We start from the raw sequence: 21,455 nt of genomic DNA, 5'->3' as shown, positions 1-21,455 counted from the left end.
GTAGTCTCTGGATATGCGAATACTCCTTGCTGAAGACGAACCCCAGCTTTGTGAGCAAGTCAAAAAGCTATTGGGTGCGGAAGGTCGCGTGGTCGACGTGGCCCACAATGGTACAGATGCCCTGCATCTGGGGTCGACTGAACCGTACGACATGATCATCCTCGACATCGGCCTGCCTGAGCGTGACGGCATTTCGGTCCTTCGCGAATGGCGCAGTGCGGGCGTCAAGACACCGGTTTTGATCCTGACTGCCAGAGATGGCTGGAGCGAACGCGTCGACGGCCTAGATGCCGGCGCGGATGACTATATGACCAAGCCGTTCCACATGCCTGAATTGGCGGCACGGGTACGGGCCATCTTGCGACGTCAGAGCGGTCAGTTGAACCCCGTGATAGAGATGGGAGAGGTTTCTCTGGATACGCGGAATGGTCGGGTCACCGTTGGGGGCATACCTGTCGATTTGACCGCGCAGGAGATCGCCGTTCTGACCTATCTGGCGCATAACATCGGTCGCATGGTGTCGCGTACTGAGCTGTCGGAACACATTTACGAGTATGACGGCGACAGAGATTCCAACACGATTGCAGTATTTGTGACCCGCCTGCGCAAAAAACTGGGCTCCGATTTGATTACAACCGTCCGGGGTCGCGGCTATATGATTGATTCCGCCTAATGCTCTCGTTGCGCCAACGGGCCTTACTCGGAGGTATCGCTTCGGGAGCGCTGTCCGTAGGCGTCGGTACGCTGATGGTGTTTTCCTACATCAACACGCGCGTTCTGGAGCAGTTCGACGCAACGCTACAAGACCGGCACACGCAGGTTGTTGTTGGCCTCAGCGCCACCACGGATGACCCTGAAACCCTGCGGCAGTTGGTATTCGATCCTGCGTATAGCACGCCATATTCGGGGCGGTATTGGCAAGTAACGGACAGTAACGGTGAAATCTATACATCTGCTTCACTCTTCGATGAAACGATCGCCGAGCCTCCTCACGGAAATGACGAAACAATCATTTGGAACACCTTGGGTCCAGATAGTGAAGCCATTCGCAGCGTTTATCAAAAGATCACGTTCGAAGACGAAACGGAGTGGGGTGTTACTGTCGCCGAAAGCAGGAGCGAACTGATCAACGAACGGGGCGCTGCGCAAAGATACCTGCTCCCGGTTTTCGGATTGGTTGGTTTGATCGGAGTGGCAAGTTCTCTTTTGTTGATGTCCGCCATTGTTGGCCCGCTCCGGAAGTTGCGCGCCGATGTCGCCCATCGCTGGGATCGAGGCGATGAGCTGGCTCCCGAAGACTACCCGGAGGAGGTTTCTCCCCTGGTGGAAGATCTCAACAAACTGCTGCATCGAAACCGCGAGATTGTCTCAGGTTCGCGAAGGCAAGCAGCGGATCTGGCACATGCCCTCAAGACACCGACGGCCATCTTGCGAAACGAATTGGCAGAACTCGCAGACGCCGGCGCACATACGGAACCTGCGGAAGAAGCCCTAACCCGAATTGACGCCCAGCTTAGCCGTTCACTTGCGCGCATGCGCGCATCAAACACTGGAGAGTTAACGCATTCCAGGACAGATCTTTCGAATTCGGTGGAACGGCTGTCCCGGTTGTTCTCGGTGATGGCCGAACGCGAGGGGAAGACGCTTGTTTCGAATTGCGAGCCTAGTCTTCACGTTCGCATGGACCCACAGGACATTGAGGAAGTGATCGGAAACCTCCTCGACAACGCCCTCAAGTGGAGCCGGACGACATTCCAAATCACCGCCAGGCGCACGGGCAGCAGCATCAAACTTCGCGTCGAGGACGACGGGCCCGGAATCCCAGAGGAGGCCCGGCTTGAGGTTCTGCGTTCCGGCGGTCGACTCGATACTTCAGTAAAAGGAACAGGGCTGGGGCTGCCTATTTCCGTTGATTTATTGGCCGCCTACGGTGGAACGCTGGAACTTGGAACATCGAAGCGCCTGGGGGGCTTGGCCTGTGAGGTGAATATTGGGCGCGAGACACATAGCCAATAGATGAGCAAAGTGGCGACAGTGTCCTACCGCGTCGCCACACGGCGCCAAGACGGGCGTGGACAGTGTGTTGACATGATGCAGTACTAAACTCCCTTTGCCTAAATGGCCCGCCGCGCAGAAAACCTGCGCGACGGGCACCTCATTTAATCGACGATCTCGCTGTAGTCCCCACGGACTTGAACCATCACAGATACATCACCAGAGTCTCGGTTGCGCCAGAACCAACCATGTTCACCGGCAAAGGCCGCTTCGATGGTGCCTTCGGCACCGGTCGACCCACGCCCCTTTTCATAGGTGATCGACCGACCGCCACCGTGACCATGTAGGTCGAAATTCACCCGACCGCCTGTAACGACCATACGGTACTCAGCCGTTGCGCCTTCTTCCATGACCAGCTTCCATTCAGCCGACTCTCCGGGCGTCAGTATAAAGCTGGTTTCGTCCTGCCAGACCTCGGCCTCCTGCGCATGAGCCGACCCGACAAACAGGCCAAAGACGTCGTTCAGCAGGCTCGACTGATCCTGGCTTTCGAGTTTGCGGTCTGCTTCGGCTTCGTCTGCAAGTTGCGATTTAATCTCGCCCATCTCTTGCAGCCCGAGCACGCGGCCAACGCCAGTCGGGTCGATCCCGTATTCGGCCGGCAGAACCACCGTGACAAGGATCGCGACGGCAGACGCACCTGCAATGACGGTCGAGCGGATAAGCTGAGCCGAGCTTGGCAGTTCTTCAAGACTTGGTCTTTCTGTGTTGAACATTTTCTGAACTCCGTTACGCGACAACAAAATAGCCGGTGATCTGATAGCCCATCAGGATGAACCCGAGGGTCATCATGATGACGTTTACGCTGTAAGCTTGCTGGAAGAAGTACGGGCTTTTGCGCCAGAACCCCATAACGATAAGGATGATCGCAAGGGCCGTAAGCTGGCCAAGTTCCACACCCACGTTGAACGCCAACAGATTGGCAAGAAGCCCTTCCGGAGCGATGTCGTAGTCGAGGATTTTGGTCGCCAGACCCATTCCGTGGAACAGGCCAAAAATCAGCGTCGCAACTTTGGTATTTGGCTGGAACCCCAACCAGCGCTGGAACGCACCAAGATTGTCGAGCGCCTTGTAGACAACCGAAAGGCCGATAATGGCGTCGACGATATATGCGTTTACGCCCCAGCCAAACCAAACGCCCAACAGCATTGTTGTCGAGTGACCGATCGCGAAGAGGCTGACATAGATGCCGACATCTTTGGCTCGGTAGAGAAAGAACACGACGCCAAGCAGGAATAGGATGTGATCGTAGCCTGTGACCATGTGTTTTGCGCCAAGATACATGAAGGGGATGATGTTCACGCCCCAGATTTCTTGGATGTAGCCCGCATCGCCTTCAGTGACGTTATGAGCCAGCACCTGAGACGTGCTCAGTGCCAGATTGGTTATAATGAGGGCCAGCAGGAGCGTCGCGCGCCTGTCTAGACCCCGTGAGATTAGATTCATGGATGTTCTCCGTTGTTATGTGATGTCGAAAACCCCGATTGGGGCGACGTCACACGCGCGGAGGCCGGTCTATACCGTAGTTCTTGGTTGGGCCGTCCGGCACTCGGTCGAACGCCCTGTCATCAGAAAGCGAGGCTAGTGACAGCGCATTTTCCGGTTCCGGTATCACCATTTGGCTGTGGTCGTGATCTGCACCATCATGACTGTGCCCGTGCATCGCCCACAACAAATCTTCTTCAAAGCCATGGGTATGCCCGTGCTCTGCAATGATCTGCAAATGCTCCTGCACGGTTTCAATCACTGTCGGAGCATGGCCCACGTTTGGCTGAAGCGACCAAAAGATCAAAGACAGGCAGATCAAAGCTGCCATCGCATTCTGCGTATATCTTTGAACTGCTCTCACGTTTTCAGTGCCTCTGCGGCGTTTCTATATCCCCCCCAAGGGTTATCTCGACTTGTATGTCAAAACCACCAAAAGTCGCAAGCCATCCAGCACGATCAGCGCGGCAGAAACGTGCCTAAGAGCCTCTGCGGTCCGTTTGGCGCCCAGGGTCGGTTGGCAGTAGCTCTATTGAACAACCAAGAAACCTTCCAACGAAGTAACAGCAGTTCCTTCAAGGATGACGCGGTTGCCATCCGCTTCACAAGCAATGACTCCGCCTCGCGCAGAAAGCTGACGAGCCAACAAGTGTTTTTTCTCCAGTCTCCGAGACCAGTATGGCGTCAAACAGCAATGTGAAACGCCTGATACGGAATCTTCTGGCACACCATTTGCCGGGGCAAAGAACCGTGAAACGAAATCAAATTCCCCTGTCCCTTGCGCCGATATGATCACTGCGGGTAACGGTAGTTTTGCCAAAGCGGCAAAATCCGGAGCACAGCTCAGAATATCATTTTCGCTCTCAAAAACAGCCAGATAGTGCTTTGCAGCCAATAAAGCTGAAGGCTTCTTCCCAAGTGCTTCGATCAGACCCGTGGGGGCATCGACCACCTCTGGCACAAGTGCGGGCATATCCAGACGCAATCCGTTTTCCCCACGTCGAACAATCATCCGGGCGGATTTGGAATGGAAGGTGACCGCATCCAACCCGACCTCGAGATTGGAGAATACGATGTGAGCAGCCGCAAGGGTCGCGTGTCCGATCATATCCACTTCGCGCGCTGGGGTGAACCAACGTATGTCGAATTCGGCATGCCCTGCGCGATGGCGCGCATTTGCTCGCGGAACAAAAAACACCGTTTCAGATTGGTTCAGCTCACTCGCGATGGATTGCATGACCTGTACAGGCAGCCATTGATCCAGTGGGCAAACGCCAGCAGGGTTTCCGCTGAGCGTACGGTCTGAAAAGGCATCGACGATAAAGGTTCGAAGTTTCATCCCTAGCCGTCTACATTCGGGCGCGGGATTGTGAACGCCCCGTCGTTTTCAATGGCAAAGGCGGCACGAAGAACCGTGCTTTCTTCGAAATACCTGCCAACCAGCTGCAACCCAATCGGCAATCCTTCCGAGTGCATTGCACATGGCATCGTCAGCGCAGGATGGCCGGACATGTTAAAGAAGGTAGTAAAACGCGTAGTGGCATTGCCAACTGCTTCTTCCACACCGTCACGGGTTGTCTTCACGGTTCCCAGCTTTTGCGCAATTTCCGGCGTCGCCGGCGTCAGGATCAGGTCGACCTCATCAAACAACGCGTTGGTCTCTTGCCGATAGAGTTCTACGAAGCGCTTGGCCCGAATGTAGTGTTCCGCCAGGAGCGTCTGTCCCAGCGCCAATCCGGCGCGAAAATCCTGCCCATAAAGCTCGCCCCGGTCTTGCAAATAGGCCGAATGCGCGCTCAGAGCTTCCGGCATCTGAACGGTGAGAGACACGGCGCGGCTATGTTCAAGATCCGGAAAGGTCACTGGGATCAATGCCGCGCCCTTCGCAGTCACAAAGCGTTTGACATCTTCCAATGCTGTCAAGATTTCCGGATCAGTTCGCTCGAAATAGAAATTTGTGGGAATGCCGATGCGCAACCCAGAGATATCGCCATCGAGCGCTGCGGCATAGTCTTCGACCGCAAGGTTTTGCGAACCCGGATCACGAGGATCGTAGCCCGCAATGATCCCGAGTAAATCAGCGCAATCTGTGACGTCTCGAGTCATGATGCCCACATGATCTAACGTCCAGCAATATGGCACCACACCCGTCGTCGGCACTCGGCCAATGGTTGGTTTCAGTCCGACTAGCCCGTTCAACGCCGCAGGCGCGCGCACTGATCCGCCAGTGTCCGTACCCAGGCTGGCAGGGACCAAGCCGAAGGCCACCGCTGCCGCTGATCCGCTGGACGATCCTCCGGCCAGTCGGCTTGGGTCATAGGCGTTCACGCAGGTTCCATAGACCTCATTTTCGCCGGTTGCGCCGTAAGCAAACTCATGAAGATTGGTCTTGCCCAGGCTCAGCGCGTTTACCTCTCGCATACGGGCGATGACAAAGGCGTCCTCCGATGCAATTCTGTCATGAAACACGCGCGATCCAGCTGATGTCAGAACCCCTTCGATGTCGAAAAGATCTTTGGATGCGTATGGAATACCCGCAAAACGCGCCCGCTCCAAATCGTCGCGCGTGAGGGCTTTGGCCACCTGGCGCGCAGATTTATCTGTCACGGTGATAAAGGCCTTGGAACGGTCATTGTGCCTTGCAATCCGCTCGGCAAAAACCGCGACCAGTTCAGTTGGCGTTATTTCACCGGCATCAAGCCTGGACTTAAGACCGCGGACAGTGTCAAACGCTATTTCATTTGTCATCTGTCTATCGCTTCTGAACAGTCAAGGCCGGAGGTATCGTGCCAAGGTCGATCTTGCGAAGGACCTCCAACTCGTCCAACAACTCCTGAAATCCGGTAATGATGCCTAATTTCGGGTCTACAAGTTCGTCTATTTCCGCATCGCTCCAGTCGTGCGAGGCCATCTGACTGCAGATACCTGTCAGAGTCTCTTTTTTCAGTTTTTGCATGTTACCCATCCACGCAGGTTCCGATGAATCCTCCGGCGCGCCAAGACGCGCGCCGCACTCGTGCGTCACAGTTGCGATAGTTCAACCATTTGGCAATCTGCTGCCCTGACCGATACCACCGTCTGTAGGCCTATTTACTAAGCAGGATCTCACGCGGATAGTTGGTGATGTAGTCAAACCCGGTTTCCGTCACGACCACCGAGTCACCAATCCGACCTGCAGTGACACCATCGACAGAGATGCCGCCGTCGACCGCAAAGGTCATGCCCGGCTGCAGAACTGTCTTATCTCCGGCTTTGAGCTCCGGCGCTTCCAGATATGCAACACCGATGGATCGACCGGTACGGTAGCCGGTTTCATAACCGCGTTCCTGATAGACTTCGTTAGCGGCTGCAGCGACGTCTTCGGCCAGAACGCCCGGGCGGATCGCGTGGATCGCGGCTTGCTGTGCGTCAATCGCAGCCTGCTGCACCTCGCGGTCCAGGTCTTTCACTTCTCCGATGTGGAACATACGGTCAAAGCCCAGCTTGTACTGTTTGAACTGCGCCATGTTGCAGAAGCAGAAATAGACGGGATCAAACTTTTCATATGCTTTCACACCGGCACGACCATGCACCATCGAGGTTTTCTTACCGCTTTGAACAATCTGCAGGTTGTGGATCATGGGCGAGACGAAACTGTCCCAACCTTTGTCAGTCAGGAAAGTGGCCGCCTTGCGCGAACCTACATCAATTACCGCCAGCGCGCTCTCGTATTCCTGTGCGCCTTCTTTCAAGGAATTGTGCGCCGCAAGCATCATCGCACCAGCGATCTCTCCAGCCTGTTTCATCACTTCTATTTCGAAGGGAGATTTGATGGTCCGCATCGCGCCCAATACCGGAGAGATATCCTTAAGAGGAACGCCCGGATAAGTCTCGTCCAGATGATTGCGGACAATTGCGGGGATCGACCCCTTTTCAACCCAGATCTCGGATGGCCTACCACCCAAAGCAACGGCCAGCGCGCGGCCCCATGTGCGTTGTCCGATATCTTCCCAGGTGCGTACGTCTTCGACCCATGTCATCGCACCGACCATCTCCGACTCCATCAGCGGCGTGATGACGACAGGCGAGTCATCCGCGTCCACCACCAACATCGTGGGGCGCCCGAACTCGATCCCCAGGTAACCCCAGAAACCTGCCAGGTAGGCCATTGAGCTTTCATCGGTAAACACGGCCTTTTGGATGCCTGCATCCTTCATGCGGCTCTGCAGCTCAATCGTTCTTTGTTTCGCGTGTTCAAGCATGTGCCTTCATCCTTCAAGAAAAGCCAACGGCATGACACCAAAACCGATGGCAGGGTTGATCCTGAGGCCGTCCTGTCATTGTCGCACGGACGGCCATTTCGAATGTGAATTTCAACACCGCCCGCCTTCCACGCGGGCGGCGTCGTCGCGCCTCAGTCTAGGAGACCCGGTAAGAAAAGAGCGACCGGCGGCACGAAGGTAACAACGAAAACCATCGGCAGGTGACCCAGCAGCAGGAACTGCAAGGTCGGGCCGACATAGTTTGACAGGGGTTGTCGTGTGACGCCCCCGGCCATGTAAAGCAGCGGTGCGCAAGGTGGAGAGATGTTGCCCAATCCCAGGTTTGTACCGACAATGGCAGCGAAATGGATCGGATCCAAACCAATCTTCTGCGTTACCGGCAGCAGGATAATCGCAGCCAGAACTCCACCCGATACGTCGTCGATGATCATGCCCATGATCAGCAACAGCAGATTGATCAACAACAGGATGACAATCTTGTTTTCCGATATGGTCAGCAACAGATCGGCAAATTGGGTCGGCACCTTGGCCAGAACCATGCCGCGGCTCATGACAAACAGGAAAAACAGAACCATCAGGATCGCGCCGGTTAGACGTGCGGCTTCGACTGTTGAGGCAAACAGTTTGTCGAACGGCAGCGTACGGTAGATCAACAGACCAACGGCCAGAGTATAGACCAGCGCCATCGACCCTGCTTCGGTCGGAGTGGCGATGCCGCTGTAGATGCCACCCAAAATGATCACCGGCATGATGATCGCAAGGCTCGCACGTTTACCGGTTTGACCGATTTCTTTCACGGTGCCGGAAAAAGAAAGTCTCTCTGCAACAGTGATCGTCGTGTTGTTGCGCAGGAACCAGAAATTCAGCGCGCAGTAGGTCGCGGCCAGCAGGATCCCCGGCCCCATGGTCGCCAGAAAACACTTGGCCACTGACTCGCGGATCGCAATCGCGAAGACAATCATTGGAATGCTGGGTGGGATCATCAGCGCTAGAACCGAAGACACAGCAACAAGCGCAGTCGCATGGCCCGGGGGATACCCTTCCTTGATCATGCGAGGGACCATGATTTTCCCGATGGCTGCAATCGCAGCAGAGGCCGATCCCGAAATCGCGCCGAACAGCGCACAAGTCACAACAGTAACTGCGCCAAGCCCGCCCTTGGTGCGTCCGACGAAGGAATTAACGAAATCCAGGAGTCGCTCGGATATCCCCGACGCGCCCATCAGGGTGCCCGACAGGATAAACAGCGGAATGGCAAGCAGCGAGAACGCACTGACCTGCGAATAGCCGAACCCGGCATGAAACGAGATGTCTGTGCCCTGCAAAGTGCCAAAGACAAGCGCACCGATGCCGAAGGCAAAGCCGACGGGCACCTCGATCAGCAGCAGGACAATGACAATTGCGATGGCGACGAAAAACAGCGTCATGTCATTCTCCTCCCTTGCCAGTGTTCAGGGCGCGGGCTTCGAGAAAGATCTGAAGCAGCATGTAGAAACCCATCAGCACGAAGCCGAAGACCATGCTGAGATCCCACATGTATTTTGGGAATTTCATGTACGAGCTTTTGCGGTTCAGGTTGATGTTGAACTGCGCAAAATCCCAAGCATATTTGGCAAAAACGACCAGTGCGACCAGGCACAGGATTGATCCGAACAAACGGAGGGCAAGCAATGTCTTTCGATTTCGAAAGACCAGCGACATCACTCCACCTTCGATGTGGTCACGCTCGCGCGAGCAGTACGCCATTCCGATGAAGTAGATCCACAAGGCCATCATCGGTGCCAGCTCTTCGATACCGAGAAACGGAGACGAAATGACATATCGCATGAACACCTGCGCGGCCATGACCAAGCCAAGGGCAAGCATTGCGAAAAACATGATGACGCGCATCAGCCACGCAACTTTGGCTTCCAGCGAGTACAGTCCATCCAGGCCGCGATAGACAGGCAGTTCGCGATCCTCTACCGCAGGCACCGGTATGATCGGCGATGGCACCAGAACATCGTCCAGACTGTCCGTGTGCAAGATATCCTTGGTCATTTTCCCTCCCATCCCCAAAAGGAAACACGCGCAAAGCTTGGTTTGCGCGTGTTCGTAAGTGGCGCTATTCCACGCCCGCCGCCTGTTTGATGGCACCCATCACTTCTACGCCGATGATCTCCTCCATGTAGGGGTATTCAACTGCGACAACCTTTGAGCGGTAGGCATCCAGCTGCTCGGGGGTCAGTTCAACGACTTCAATCCCGGCCGCTTCGATCTGCTCGAACCACTTGGGGCTTTCGGACTCGGCGTTTTCCCAGGCCCAGGTGACGGCTTCGTTGGCGGCCTCTTTCACCCAGCCTTGCTGCTCCGCTGTCAGGCCATCAAACCAGGCTTTGTTTGCAGTCCAGAAGGTGTGTTCAAAGTTCTCGCGCGTGAAGACGTACGCGCTCAACACGTCCTTGAACAACAGAACTTCGGATGGCGGCGAGTAAGCCCGACCGTCAATCGCACCGGTCTGCAATGCTGTATGAACCTCGGAGAATGCCATCGGAACGGCCGAAAAGCCGGTTGCCTTGTAGCGCTCGATCGCCATGGGCATACCCGGAACGCGCATCTTGAAACCTTCTGCATCGGCCGGGAAGTCTACGGGAACTTCAACGCCCTTGCGCACAACGAAACCGGTGAAGTCAGTTGGGATCGTACCCAGCAACTCCATGCCCAGGTCGTTCATGATGTCGTTGTAGACTTCGTTCATCGTCGAACCAGGACCGTAGACTTCCTTGCCCGACTCCCAGTCGTTGGCGACATAGCCCAGAACGGACACGTCCCAGCGCGGATCAAGCTCGGAATGGTTCCACGACATGGTCATCTGAACAGCGCCTTGAGCAACCTGCTCAACGATCGATGTCCAATCACCCAGATCACCACCGGGGTGATAAGAAACCGACATGGTTCCACCAGAAAGCTCGTCCAGCCGTTCGATGAACTGTTCGGATACTTTGTGGAAGATGTGTTCCTGATCCATGACGTGGCCCAGGATGATGTCCTGAGCCGATGCACTAGACGCGGTGAACCCGGCAAAGCCGAGTGCGACAGCCCCAGTTTTCAGAAATTTTGACACCTGCATTTACGAAGGTACCTCCCTTTGATCGAATCTCGGCCTGTGCTTGAGGAACCCCAATCAGGCTGGCGGGACAGTTGACCTGTATACAGCTTAATGTCAATGATCAATTTTAGTCGCTATTTTCACATAAAAATGAGGTAGGTGCATGCATGTCATGAGAATTGATCCAGAATCCATGTTCGATGAGGGCCGCCACAAACGGGCAAAAATAGGATTCGTTCTACTCGCGACCGAGCAGACAATCGAAGACGATATGATGGAACTGATACCAGAAGGCGTCGGTGCACATTTCACCCGGGTGGCCATTCCAGACAGCATCACAGTTGACAGTCTGACCGCAGTCGGGGCTGACTTGGCACGCGCTGCGTCAACCCTGTTGCCAGATGGTAGTCTGGATGTGATCAGCTATGCCTGCACGTCCGGCAGTTTGGTCCTAGGAGAAGAAAACGTATTTCGCGAACTGCGCAAAGGCGCACCCAACGCGATCGCGACCTCTTTGATCACCTCTGCCATTCGCGCCTTAAAAGCACTTTCGGCAGAAAAGATCGCGGTGTGTACACCTTACCTTGAAGACGTGAATCAGAAAGAAAAACAGTATCTTGAAGAACGAGGCCTCCACGTCACGAAGATACGCGGCCTGAATCTGGAAAAAGACAGCGACATGATCCGTGTGCGCCCGGACGTGATTGAACAGTTGGCCCATTCGGTCGATTCCGGGGCTGCCGATGCCGTGTTTATTAGCTGCGGTGCTTTGCGGTCACTCGAAGTCATCGAGCGGCTCGAAGACGCCCTGAACAAACCCGTAATTTGTTCCAATCAAGCCATGGCATGGGATGTCTTGCGTAAAGCGGGTGTTGATGACCAAATTGCTGGGTACGGTCGGTTGTTGAGAGACTACTGATTGGTAGTCTAAGACAGCAAAGAGCACCCAGAGGGATCAGAACCGTGACTATCGCAGATTCAGGAATTGCGGCGCCCTCAAAGGCAACCGTAGACGAGATCCAAGAACAAATCTTGGAGCGCATCTGCTTCGCGCACTACCCTCCGGGCACTCAACTGAAAGAGGCTGCGCTTGCCAAGGAATTCGGAGTCAGCAGAACCCCCGTCAGAGATGCCATCGCGCGCATAGGGCATCTTGGATTGGTAGAGACACGCAATGGTGTTGGCACCGTTGTCATCGAGCTTTCGGCAGAGCGGGTCCGCCATCTTTACGAAATGAGGATGGAGCTTGCCCAGATGATCGGGGCCTTGTCGCCGATCACTGTCACAAAATATCACCGCGAAGAAGCGCGTTCGATCCATGAAAAAGCCGTCGCGCTGCGCGAGCGGCTGGACTCTCAGGAATACGTAAAACTGAACCAACGCCTACAGACCCTGATCACATCTCTGATCGGAAACCACTCTCTGCGCGAATTCTGGAACCAGGCATATTTCCAGTCGTCCAGCGTCTGGCATCGCATGGAACAGATTGTTGGCGTAGTTGCCTACGACTCATTGGTGCGAGAGACCTCTGACTTGGCCAACGCACTGGAGCGTGAAGACGTCGCCGCCGTCGGATTTCTGCAGAGAGTCTACATCGGATATGCTTTTCAACTGATTGAGACACATCTTTTGAAGCGACAAGAAGAACGTGAGTTTTGAGTCGATTGCTGAATGCTCGTTGGAATTTTCTTAGAACTTCAGAAAAATTGGTTTCGGCAGATCACCTGGCCTTTCCCATTGGCACAACCGCATTCTGGTTAGATTTCGAACCATTAGGAGCAAACGCTTCTGTTCGCCAAAAATTGTACGTTGGACATGACGGAGATAGAAACACCTCAGTGCGGGTGTTTTGTGAAGCGACTGTCAGTAGAGTCGCACGCTACCTTGCGCATCTCGTCAGCCCCTCAAAAAGCGACAGTTGATCATACGCGCGCAGAATGTTTGGGAGCTCCCTTTTCGGGCATTGCAATTTCTTATGGGATGTTAGCTCAGAACCTCAGCGCAATTTCTATCACTCTGACGGCCTTGCAAGTAAGTTACAGCCAAGTCTTCTAATGACGCCACGCAATCCTCGGTTGCGCACTGTCCCCTTCAATTATCGTTGTTTTCATTGACACATTGCCTTGCATGCGATCCGCTGAACTACGTCATCTGTTTTAACGCAAGGATTTGAAGTCATGCCAGAATCGCTCAATCTGCACAAATTTGAAAACCTAAGTCCTTTCCAAATTAAAGACGAACTTATCAAGTTGGCGCAAAAAGAGGCGCGGCAGATGGCTCTGCCATACCTAAATGCCGGTCGAGGGAACCCAAACTGGATCGCCACCAAAGCACGGGAGGCATTTTTCTTCTTGGGGCAGTTCGCCATGACAGAAGCTCAGCGCCATCGGAATGAGCCGGAGGTCGGTTTGGCTGGGATGCCGCAAGGGCCAGGCTGCTATGATCGGCTCAAAACGTACTGCGCGAAATCGTTTGAAGAAAACGGCCCTCCTGGTGCAGGTACTTTGGTGGCGGTCGTTGATTTTGCGATTGAGAAATTTGGGTTTACGCCAGACGATTTCGTGCTCGAGTTGACCGATGGTATCGTCGGCGACCATTACCCAATGCCCGACCGTTGCATGGAACACAACGAAGCGATCGTCCACGAATACGTTATGTGGGCGATGTGCGCGGGGCACCGACCGGATGCGAAGTTCGATATCTACGCAGTCGAGGGTGGAACCGCAGCGATGTGTTATATCTTCAAAGCGCTCAAGAACCAGAGATTGCTGAATGCCGGTGACACGATTGCGTTGGGTACACCGATTTTCACGCCCTATCTGGAAATGCCGGTCCTTGAAGATTATGGGCTGAACACTGTGGATGTCTCTTCGAAAGAAGAGGACCACTTCCAACTGAACGACGAAGATTTCGAAATTCTGTCCGACCCAAAAGTCAAAGCACTCTTTCTGGTTAACCCAGGCAATCCGTCTTCAGTCGCTATCAGCCCCGAAGTCTCGGCTCGGCTTGTTGAGTTCGTAAAGACCCGCCGCCCGGACCTGATCATTTTGACTGACGACGTGTACGGGACCTTCGTTCCAAACTTTCAATCTATCCTGGGGCATCTGCCTGAAAACACGATCGGGGTTTATTCCTACTCCAAGTATTTTGGTTGCACAGGGTGGCGTTTGGGCGCGATTTTAGTGGCTGAGAATAACATCTTCGACAAGATGATTGCGGATGCTCCGGACGAAACCAAAGCCGTCGTCAACGCGCGCTACGAAACGCTGACGCCTGACCCATCCTCGTTCAAGTTCATCGACCGGATCGTCGCCGACAGCCGCGATGTTGCGCTGAACCACACTGCTGGTCTGTCGCTGCCGCAACAGGTGATGATGACCTTGTTTTCACTCGTCGAGCTTATGGACGAAGAGAAGGCCTATCAGAAATTCTGCTGGGGTATTCTGAAACATCGCTTTGACGAGTTGGTCGACGGGATGGGTATAGAAGTTCCCGACAACCCGCTGTTCGACAAATACTACGGTATTATCGACTTTGAGTTCTGGCTTGGCAAATACGTGGGCGAAGAGGTGGTCGAGTGGATAAAGGAGAACGTTCACCCGCTGGATATATCCTTCAAACTGGCGCAGGACCACGGGATCGTGCTGCTCAATGGATCGGGCTTTGACGCGCCTAACTGGTCGGCGCGGGTATCCTTCGCCAATTTGGATGATAGTGCTTACAGCCAGATCGGAAGAGCGGTGCGCGCGGTGGCCACTGGCTACGTGCAGGCTTACCGTGCCTCGAAAGGACTGCCTTTGCACGGTTGACATCTAGCTACTGCGTAGCGCAACGGATCAGCGTGGTGATTGACACACATGCTGATCTCACCCTTCTAAGCTAGGACCCTGGCTATTGTGAGGTCTGACTTACGGAACAAAAGCCACAACCAAAGGCCCCCAGAGAGTCAGGAAAATATTGGCCACGGCATAGGTCATTGTGAAGGCCGGTGTCGGTGTCGAGTTCCCGGCTTTTTCCAATAGTGTCGCAAAACCGGGATTGCCCGAGCGTGATCCTGTCACAACCGCACAGGCTTCAACCGGGTTCTTAATACGCAGAGCGAAATAATTGATCGGGAACTGCACGATCATCGGCATCAGTGTAACCACAACACCCAAAAGCAGAAGTATGATCCCATATTCCTGAATCGCCTCCAGCGCGGGTTTGCCTGCATTGAGGCCAACAACACCGACAAATACAGCTAAACCAAAGCTCTGAAGGAAATTAGCAGCTCCACGATTAATACCGCCGATCTTGGGTTGCCGGATGCGCAAATAGCCGATGGTCAATCCTGTAACCAGGCAACCGAGGCCGGACCCCAAAGCCACCTTCGTTCCGGCGATGACGAAACTGATCTCTCCGATCAGATAACCGATGGCCACACCGATCCCCAATGCAATGAAATTGGTGACTGAGGCCGAAGGCGGCACATAGCCCGCAACCTTGGAAACTCGGTTCAAGTCGTCCTTGTGACCGACAATACTTATCTCGTCACCTGCGTGAATCTCAGTGTTGTGCAGGACGGGTACATCATGGCCCATGCGAGTGATCTTTGAGATATGAACACCGCGCCTTTGATCCGCCGTCAGAGCCTCGCGCAGCTCTGCCAAGGTTTTGCCGGTCAGTTTGCGGTTGGTGACCACGACGTTGCGACGTTCCTCCACAACCGTCAGTTCAGGGGGATACTCTCCGATTTCGCCACTGGCGCTCCCCTCGAACTGGGTCAAAGTCGCGACGAGCCCGGAGACGACCACAACGTCTCCGGCATTGACGATCGTTTCAGGGGTCGGATCCACAGGAGCGCCATCGTGGAGCAACCGTTCGACGATCAGATCGCCATCATAGCCGCTTTCAATGTCCTTGACGGATTTTCCGGCAATGCTTGCATCGGCATTTACTTGATAGGCGCGGGCGTCAAACCGATTCATAGGAAGGAATTCTCCTTCCTCTAGTTTGGGACCACCACCCCCGAGTTTCTGAGCCAATTTTATCGCTTCTTGCCGCAGATCGACACGCATGATGATGGGAATGATGCTAACTGCCAATATCGGGCCGATTGAACCAAAGATGTAAGTAACCGAGTATCCTACGGCGATGTTGGTTTTCAGCTTTTCCGCCTCATCAGCGGCGAGCCCAAGCAGATCGATGGCGTTTCCAGCGGTGCCAATGATTGCAGATTGTGTCAGGCCGCCAGCGGCCAACCCCGCAGCCAGCCCTTTGTCCAAGCCCGCCAACCGAGCAACAACGATAACAAAAAACAACCCCCAGAGGGTCATCATAAACGCGGCCAGTAACTTGGTCAGCGCAGTTCGGTTCAAGGCGGCAAAAAACTGAGGCCCGCCGTTGTAACCGACCATGAATATGAAGAGGGAAAAGAATACATTCTGAACGTCGGTGCTAAGGTTGATACCACCGATCTGGCCAATGAAGACCGCCACCAACAACGTGCCCGCAATGCCCCCCAATTCGAACTTGCCGACCCGAAACTTTCCGACGCCGTATCCAAGACCCAGACAAAGAAACAATGCCATAATCGGGAAGGCGCGAAGCTGTTCTGTAATCAATTCCATTATTAAATCTCCAGGGTTCAAACGCTGGTCATTTCTCATCAAGATACAGCGCCCTACTGTATTGAAAACAAAAAAATTTAGACAACCGACGTCGTTCGGGCTCTATGAAACCATTCGGAACAGTTTCTCTTAATGTTCGGCTTAACTTGAGATCAAAAAATTAAAATGTAGGTCACGCGATTCATTCTTTGCCTTTTGGGGAAAGAGCCTTTGCCATTTCGATGGAGAAGCCAAGCATGCGCTGCAAGACCATCTCGGTTGGTAAAGAAAACAAAAGCAGAGTGGCCATCCAGAATGGCGAAAGCGCGAAGGGGCGCCGATGCAGCTGCAATGCCCCAACCAGCGCGAAAACATCCAATGCAAGCGCGAGAGCGCTTAGGATATTGACCGCCAAAACCTGTCCTAAAAATCGAACCAAAGCTGCCAGTAGCAACAAGGCAATCGCTGGTATCTGCGGGCCTGTACCTTTCGGACGGCCGCTCAGAACGCTCATGCCGGCCAAACCAAAAATCAGCAGAATATAGATGTATCCGTACGATCCGTAGGCCGGACTAAGCCAGCTTTGTGCAAGCCATTGCAAAGGCTGCGCTGCAAGAATTGCGAAGGCGCACAATGCCAAGTTATCTGCGGTCAAACGGTTCATGCCGCCAGATGTGACCGGCGAATGCGCATTTCCACTGCCCAAGATGTGCAGATTTTGATGAGACACTCTTAACTGAGGTCTTTGTCGCTTTTCTCAGTCCTCAGCACACTGCGCGTATTGCCTCATGCCATGTAGGCTCTGTAATCACTTCTAACGCGCGCCGGACTTCAGGCGTCAGCCCTGGATGCGATCATTGGAACATTGTGTTCTGCAGCGCATCAAAGGTGGTCAACTAGCGGGCACCTGTAGAAAACTTGACGACTACCGGGTTCGCACCTTTTGCGCGCAGTTCCGCCTCATGCTCACCCGGTTTGAGTGCGTCGACCCAGGCATCCAGATCTTTCGCGACCTTTTTACCGTCCAGATACCATTCAACAGGTTTTACTGTTGTTCGCCCTGTGAATGTGCCCCAGAGGTGTAGCGGTCTGTCTGCGCGCACCACCTGACCCACTAAGGGATGAATGATGGCAAGCTCGGGCGGGGCCGCGGGCAGTTTAACTGGCTTGGTGTCGGCCGTCGCGGTGGAATAGCCGTCATGCGCCAGAACCCTGATCCTGACTTTTTCGGCTGGAATGATGGCTGGGTCAATCTCCACAGTGTTGCCCGTCACGCCAACCGTCAGGCCGTTCCAGCGTTCGCCATCAGCGGACCATTGCAGCCAGATATCAGGGGCATAGCCTCGTTTGGCTCCATTCGTTTTCCAGGAGACCTTTAGACCAGATTTGCCAATACTGGCTTCGGCCGATGCTAGTTGAATGGGCCGCGCCGGGCGTTTGCGTTCCCATAGGGTCGTATCGCCCTCGCAAATTCGAATTGCAGTTCCGAGGTCGACATCACCCATTGCCGCAATGAAGTTGTAGGGCGGTTCAGCCGGATCCTTCTTGCCGCCCCCGCCGCAACCGCAGCTATCACCATTGGCGTCGTGCGTATCCATAGTGAAGACGGGCGCAGATGAGATCACCTCGTCATTGTCTCCGAGCAATTGGATGACAAGATCAGTGCGCGCGCCAGACATCCTTACGGGCCGCGTTGGAACCCGTACGAGGCTTGCGACCGATGCTTGCATGTCTTTGTCAACCGCTCCGACAATTGTGACGAATGGACGTACTTGGTCTTGCCGGTCGACTTCCATGTCACCTGCCCCTGTCGCATTGCCGCCAGAGACGCCTGTTGCCAGTGCGACAGGGTCAAATTCGGCACGGTTCAGCATGTAGCTATGCGTAAAGATCGAAACCCAACGCGGGCCGCAATAGCCCATCAGATCCTCGCTGTTGGCCGGTCGGTGTATGGTCCCGTCATTTGTGTCGAGACCGTATTCGCCGATGCTCGCATCTGAATAGACTGTATTGCCGCTGGAATTGGTTGTTGTCATACCAGTATCGTAGGGCTCGTACAGCGGATAGCTCGCGTTCGGTGTGCCAACCGCTCCGCATGGGGCATGCGGCAGGCCCGCCTGATGGCCCAATTCATGCGCGAGCGTAACCGGATTGTTGGACAGGCCGGCACCGTTGCCGCCGCTGGCACATCCTGTGTTGCCATGCGAGCGCGGGATCGCCGCATTCACCAGACCATAGTAAAGCCAGTCGCCTTGATTGCCGTCATTCGTGCGGGCATTGGCCACGAAATTGAGGATTGGTGTCCAGTTGGGATCGCATCCGCCTGCCGGGAACATATTGTTTGTCAGCCCCTGTGTTGTGGTCTGACTGTCGATGATCCGCACGTTAGGCGTGCTGCCCACGGGGAAGACCCGAAGCGCAAAACTGGTGTCAGCGGCCACCTGTGCTGCGTTAGGTGCTGGCAAGGTAATATTCGCTCCGCCACCCATTGGCGGGCCTTGATAGCCGATCGTGACAGCTGCAACGCGCAACTCTTGCTCAAGGTCGACATCGACAAGCTGTTGGGCTGTGTCACTACCGCCATAGCAATCATCCGGCGAAGAGACGGTGATCGAAAGACGCAATAGCCCTGTCATAACACTGGCCGGGATGATGAAGTTCAGAGTCGCGTCGATATCGCGCCGCTCTGCGTCATAGCTGGAGAAACTGTCCTGGGCCGTCATCGGGGCATTGAACGGCGGGATATTGGCCACCGAGGACCAAACTCCGCCAACCCGGCGTTCCACTTGAAGTGTGCCGCCGACATTGCCGAGCTGCCCGTTGTCGAAACTCGGATCCTGCCCGCTGCGCAAATATGTTCGCACCCAGGCCGATTTATTAGCCACCAGTTGCAACGAGTTGTCTGGGCCGCGATCAGCCGGATCCGTCAGATGCTGGGCGGCACGGTAATACTGGATCGCCTGCGTTACCTCTATCCCGTCAATGGACAGGTCCGGTGGGTTCTGGAAGACAAGGTCCAGACCCTGACTGACAGTAGCTGGTTTGCATTGCCCGGTCGCGACGATTTCGACACGTACCTTTGTCGTCTGATTGAAATCGGTTTGATCAAAGTCCCAACGCCCCAGATCAGGGGCTGGTGCAATCTGTGCAATGACAGCACCGGTTTCGGTGTTCACGATGCGAACTGTCACGGTGTCTGCGGCACAGACTTTCCAACGAATTTTGAGGACCTCGCCAGGCAACAGACAGTCGTCATTTTGATGCCCTTTGACAATGAACTTGAGGATATCAGCGCTTGTGCCTTCGAACTCAGCCAACATCTTTCCGCTTATGCGGTAGTCCAGAAAACGATCACAGACGTTGATGGTCTGAGCAGGCGGGATGATCGTCAATCCGCACCCCGCACTAGTGGGCACGACCACGCAGATGCGTTTGTCCGACCACGAGGTCGGCTCCATGATCGGGCCGGGATTCATCGTTCCATGCTGAGTGAACTGCACTTTCCCAGCAATATCGCCAAAGCCGCATCCGCAAATAGCGACAGTATCACCAGGGCAAGCACGCTCGGGGTTGATCTCAGTCACGGTGTAGCAGTCGATACTGCACCAGTTCCGATAGGCATCTGTGATGCAATCCAAAATGGGCTGACGTATACAAAGGTGGCAGCAAGGCACCTGACCGCAGTGGGCTTTACCAGTGCAGATACACAGCACGTATTCTAACAAATCAATAAAATGCCGCTTTGAATGAGGTTTTTTGCAGATCAGGTTGACGGCTGCTTCGTGTAGCGCGGTTAACGCTTGGAAACGACATAGTTGCTCTAACAACGCGCCGACATACTTGACCATTGTTGGTCGGTGACCGCAGGACACATGCATGGCAGCGAAAACCATCAGGCTTATGTCTTCGTCGGCGATCAGGGATTTTCCCGTCGGACAGACATGGTCGGAACAGCAGGCCGATTTGTGTTTGGATTTGACCGGTTTGCAGTCGTCGTCGTTGCAGTCATCGTCAAAAATGTCCTGCAACACGCTGCCAGCATCCTCGCCGGACGCGCCGTTGCAGCCGCAACCCGTTGGCGACGTGGCGCAAAGGGCATTTAGCACATCCACAAATCGCCCCTTGGCAGCAATATTGCCGTTCAGAACATGCCATGCGTCATCAAGCGCATTGCCGAAGATCGCAAGCGTCGGTCGAACGCACTCAGAGAGGTCCAAGCGCTTTCGCTGCAGCCGCCCGGCATCCACAAGCTCAAGTGCTTCCTCTATGTCATCCAAGATACTGTCCGGTAAAAATGGCTTGTCGGGCACGACCCAGCTTAACGGGCGGTTCAGGTGGCAGATGAATTCTTCTGCCGGAACGGCAACGTCGAAATTGATGCCTTCGCTGCAGGAACAGTCTTCCACCTTGAGCCGGGCCTTGTGAATGCGCCTTCCATCGCGATCGCGCAGCTTCATCCGAAATTCCATGGGGCCTTCGCATTTGCAATCATCAGGGATTTTCGACGGATCTACTGTGAGCACAAACCGGCCATCAGCGGCCGTCAATACGCACCCCAAGTCGATCTTACAGTCATCTCGCTTGTGCCAGGCGTTGCCAAAAACGGCGCGAATCTTGACTAGTAGTCCGTGTACGGGTTGGCCGTTTTCCTTCTGAGTGACACGACCGAAAACAAATTGAAAGTGACTAGGCATAGCTGAAACGAGCCTCCGATTTAAATATGAACTTCTGCTGATTTCACTTGGGAATTGCGCCAAAAAGGACGCTTTGCACCAATGGCGACCAAGTTTGATATGCAAATGTAAAATAGGTTTAATGTTAATTAAATATGCTTTTATTCTGCGCCAAAATCCCCAAAATGTCAATCAAATGCCGTCCCCGGCGGCGCTCCGGGCGGCATTTGGAGCCGTGGGCACGGCACCCCTTCTGAACGGTGACAGATGTGGAATGTCGCTCAGCTCTAAGGTGAAGGTCGCG

At 54.5% G+C, this 21,455-nt stretch carries 18 protein-coding genes; 5 read left to right on the top strand and 13 right to left on the bottom strand.

What is annotated here, in order from left to right; translation table 11 throughout:
- Positions 1 to 13: 13 nt before the first annotated feature.
- Both ACR0J4_RS11200 and ACR0J4_RS11195 read left to right on the top strand, forming a co-directional pair.
- Positions 14 to 673, top strand: coding sequence for a response regulator transcription factor (locus tag ACR0J4_RS11200; protein ID WP_170642565.1), 660 nt, complete (start codon positions 14 to 16; stop codon positions 671 to 673).
- Between the two features lie 74 nt (positions 674 to 747).
- Positions 748 to 2,016 (top strand): sensor histidine kinase, encoded by a 1,269-nt coding sequence (locus ACR0J4_RS11195; RefSeq protein ID WP_170552088.1) that lies wholly within the window; start codon positions 748 to 750, stop codon positions 2,014 to 2,016.
- A 143-nt stretch (positions 2,017 to 2,159) separates the two neighbouring features.
- Here the strand turns inward: ACR0J4_RS11195 and ACR0J4_RS11190 are convergent, their stop codons facing one another.
- The 10 genes from ACR0J4_RS11190 to dctP all read right to left on the bottom strand — a co-directional run bounded on the left by ACR0J4_RS11190 (position 2,160) and on the right by dctP (position 10,911).
- The gene (locus ACR0J4_RS11190; protein ID WP_170552085.1) at positions 2,160 to 2,771 is read right to left on the bottom strand and encodes a transmembrane anchor protein; all 612 of its coding nucleotides are present in this window, start codon (positions 2,769 to 2,771) and stop codon (positions 2,160 to 2,162) included.
- Between the two features lie 13 nt (positions 2,772 to 2,784).
- Positions 2,785 to 3,501 carry a HupE/UreJ family protein gene (locus tag ACR0J4_RS11185; protein ID WP_170552083.1) on the bottom strand — a complete coding sequence of 239 codons (717 nt, stop codon included), beginning with the start codon at positions 3,499 to 3,501 and terminating at the stop codon, positions 2,785 to 2,787.
- 49 nt (positions 3,502 to 3,550) lie between these two features.
- On the bottom strand, positions 3,551 to 3,871 hold the full coding sequence (locus tag ACR0J4_RS11180; protein WP_170552080.1) for a hypothetical protein: 321 nt from the start codon (positions 3,869 to 3,871) through the stop codon (positions 3,551 to 3,553).
- Positions 3,872 to 4,069: 198 nt separating this feature from the next.
- Entirely contained in the window at positions 4,070 to 4,879 is an 810-nt protein-coding gene (locus ACR0J4_RS11175; protein ID WP_170642564.1) for a PhzF family phenazine biosynthesis protein, read from the bottom strand.
- 2 nt (positions 4,880 to 4,881) lie between these two features.
- Complete coding sequence (locus ACR0J4_RS11170; RefSeq protein WP_170642563.1) at positions 4,882 to 6,288, bottom strand: amidase; 1,407 nt, start codon at positions 6,286 to 6,288, stop codon at positions 4,882 to 4,884.
- Positions 6,289 to 6,292: 4 nt separating this feature from the next.
- The gene (locus tag ACR0J4_RS11165) at positions 6,293 to 6,496 is read right to left on the bottom strand and encodes a hypothetical protein (RefSeq protein ID WP_170552071.1); all 204 of its coding nucleotides are present in this window, start codon (positions 6,494 to 6,496) and stop codon (positions 6,293 to 6,295) included.
- Between the two features lie 130 nt (positions 6,497 to 6,626).
- Positions 6,627 to 7,781: a M24 family metallopeptidase gene (locus ACR0J4_RS11160; protein WP_170552068.1), complete on the bottom strand. Its 1,155-nt coding sequence runs from the start codon at positions 7,779 to 7,781 to the stop codon at positions 6,627 to 6,629.
- Positions 7,782 to 7,933: 152 nt separating this feature from the next.
- Positions 7,934 to 9,229 (bottom strand): TRAP transporter large permease, encoded by a 1,296-nt coding sequence (locus tag ACR0J4_RS11155; RefSeq protein ID WP_170642562.1) that lies wholly within the window; start codon positions 9,227 to 9,229, stop codon positions 7,934 to 7,936.
- A 1-nt stretch (position 9,230) separates the two neighbouring features.
- On the bottom strand, positions 9,231 to 9,842 hold the full coding sequence (locus ACR0J4_RS11150) for a TRAP transporter small permease (RefSeq protein ID WP_170642561.1): 612 nt from the start codon (positions 9,840 to 9,842) through the stop codon (positions 9,231 to 9,233).
- A 64-nt stretch (positions 9,843 to 9,906) separates the two neighbouring features.
- Positions 9,907 to 10,911, bottom strand: coding sequence for a TRAP transporter substrate-binding protein DctP (gene dctP / locus ACR0J4_RS11145; RefSeq protein WP_170552059.1), 1,005 nt, complete (start codon positions 10,909 to 10,911; stop codon positions 9,907 to 9,909).
- Between the two features lie 151 nt (positions 10,912 to 11,062).
- On the opposite strand from dctP, the gene ACR0J4_RS11140 reads away from it, so the two are divergent.
- The 3 genes from ACR0J4_RS11140 (at position 11,063) to ACR0J4_RS11130 (ending at position 14,699) form a co-directional block, all read left to right on the top strand.
- Positions 11,063 to 11,809 (top strand): maleate cis-trans isomerase family protein, encoded by a 747-nt coding sequence (locus ACR0J4_RS11140; RefSeq protein WP_480668561.1) that lies wholly within the window; start codon positions 11,063 to 11,065, stop codon positions 11,807 to 11,809.
- Positions 11,810 to 11,853: 44 nt separating this feature from the next.
- Positions 11,854 to 12,549, top strand: coding sequence for a GntR family transcriptional regulator (locus ACR0J4_RS11135; RefSeq protein ID WP_480668559.1), 696 nt, complete (start codon positions 11,854 to 11,856; stop codon positions 12,547 to 12,549).
- Between the two features lie 518 nt (positions 12,550 to 13,067).
- Entirely contained in the window at positions 13,068 to 14,699 is a 1,632-nt protein-coding gene (locus tag ACR0J4_RS11130; RefSeq protein ID WP_170642559.1) for a bifunctional aspartate transaminase/aspartate 4-decarboxylase, read from the top strand.
- 99 nt (positions 14,700 to 14,798) lie between these two features.
- Here ACR0J4_RS11130 and aspT read toward each other — a convergent pair whose 3' ends face one another.
- The 3 genes from aspT to ACR0J4_RS11115 form a co-directional block, all read right to left on the bottom strand.
- On the bottom strand, positions 14,799 to 16,499 hold the full coding sequence (gene aspT, locus ACR0J4_RS11125; protein ID WP_170642558.1) for an aspartate-alanine antiporter: 1,701 nt from the start codon (positions 16,497 to 16,499) through the stop codon (positions 14,799 to 14,801).
- A gap of 181 nt (positions 16,500 to 16,680) precedes the next feature.
- Positions 16,681 to 17,142 (bottom strand): hypothetical protein, encoded by a 462-nt coding sequence (locus tag ACR0J4_RS11120; protein WP_170642557.1) that lies wholly within the window; start codon positions 17,140 to 17,142, stop codon positions 16,681 to 16,683.
- 232 nt (positions 17,143 to 17,374) lie between these two features.
- Entirely contained in the window at positions 17,375 to 20,947 is a 3,573-nt protein-coding gene (locus tag ACR0J4_RS11115; protein WP_480668556.1) for a hypothetical protein, read from the bottom strand.
- Positions 20,948 to 21,455 lie beyond the last annotated feature (508 nt).

Source organism: Ruegeria sp. B10, from assembly GCF_056539825.1.
Note: the sequence above shows the minus strand (reverse complement) of the source record. Positions and strands in the feature narration are given on the sequence as shown.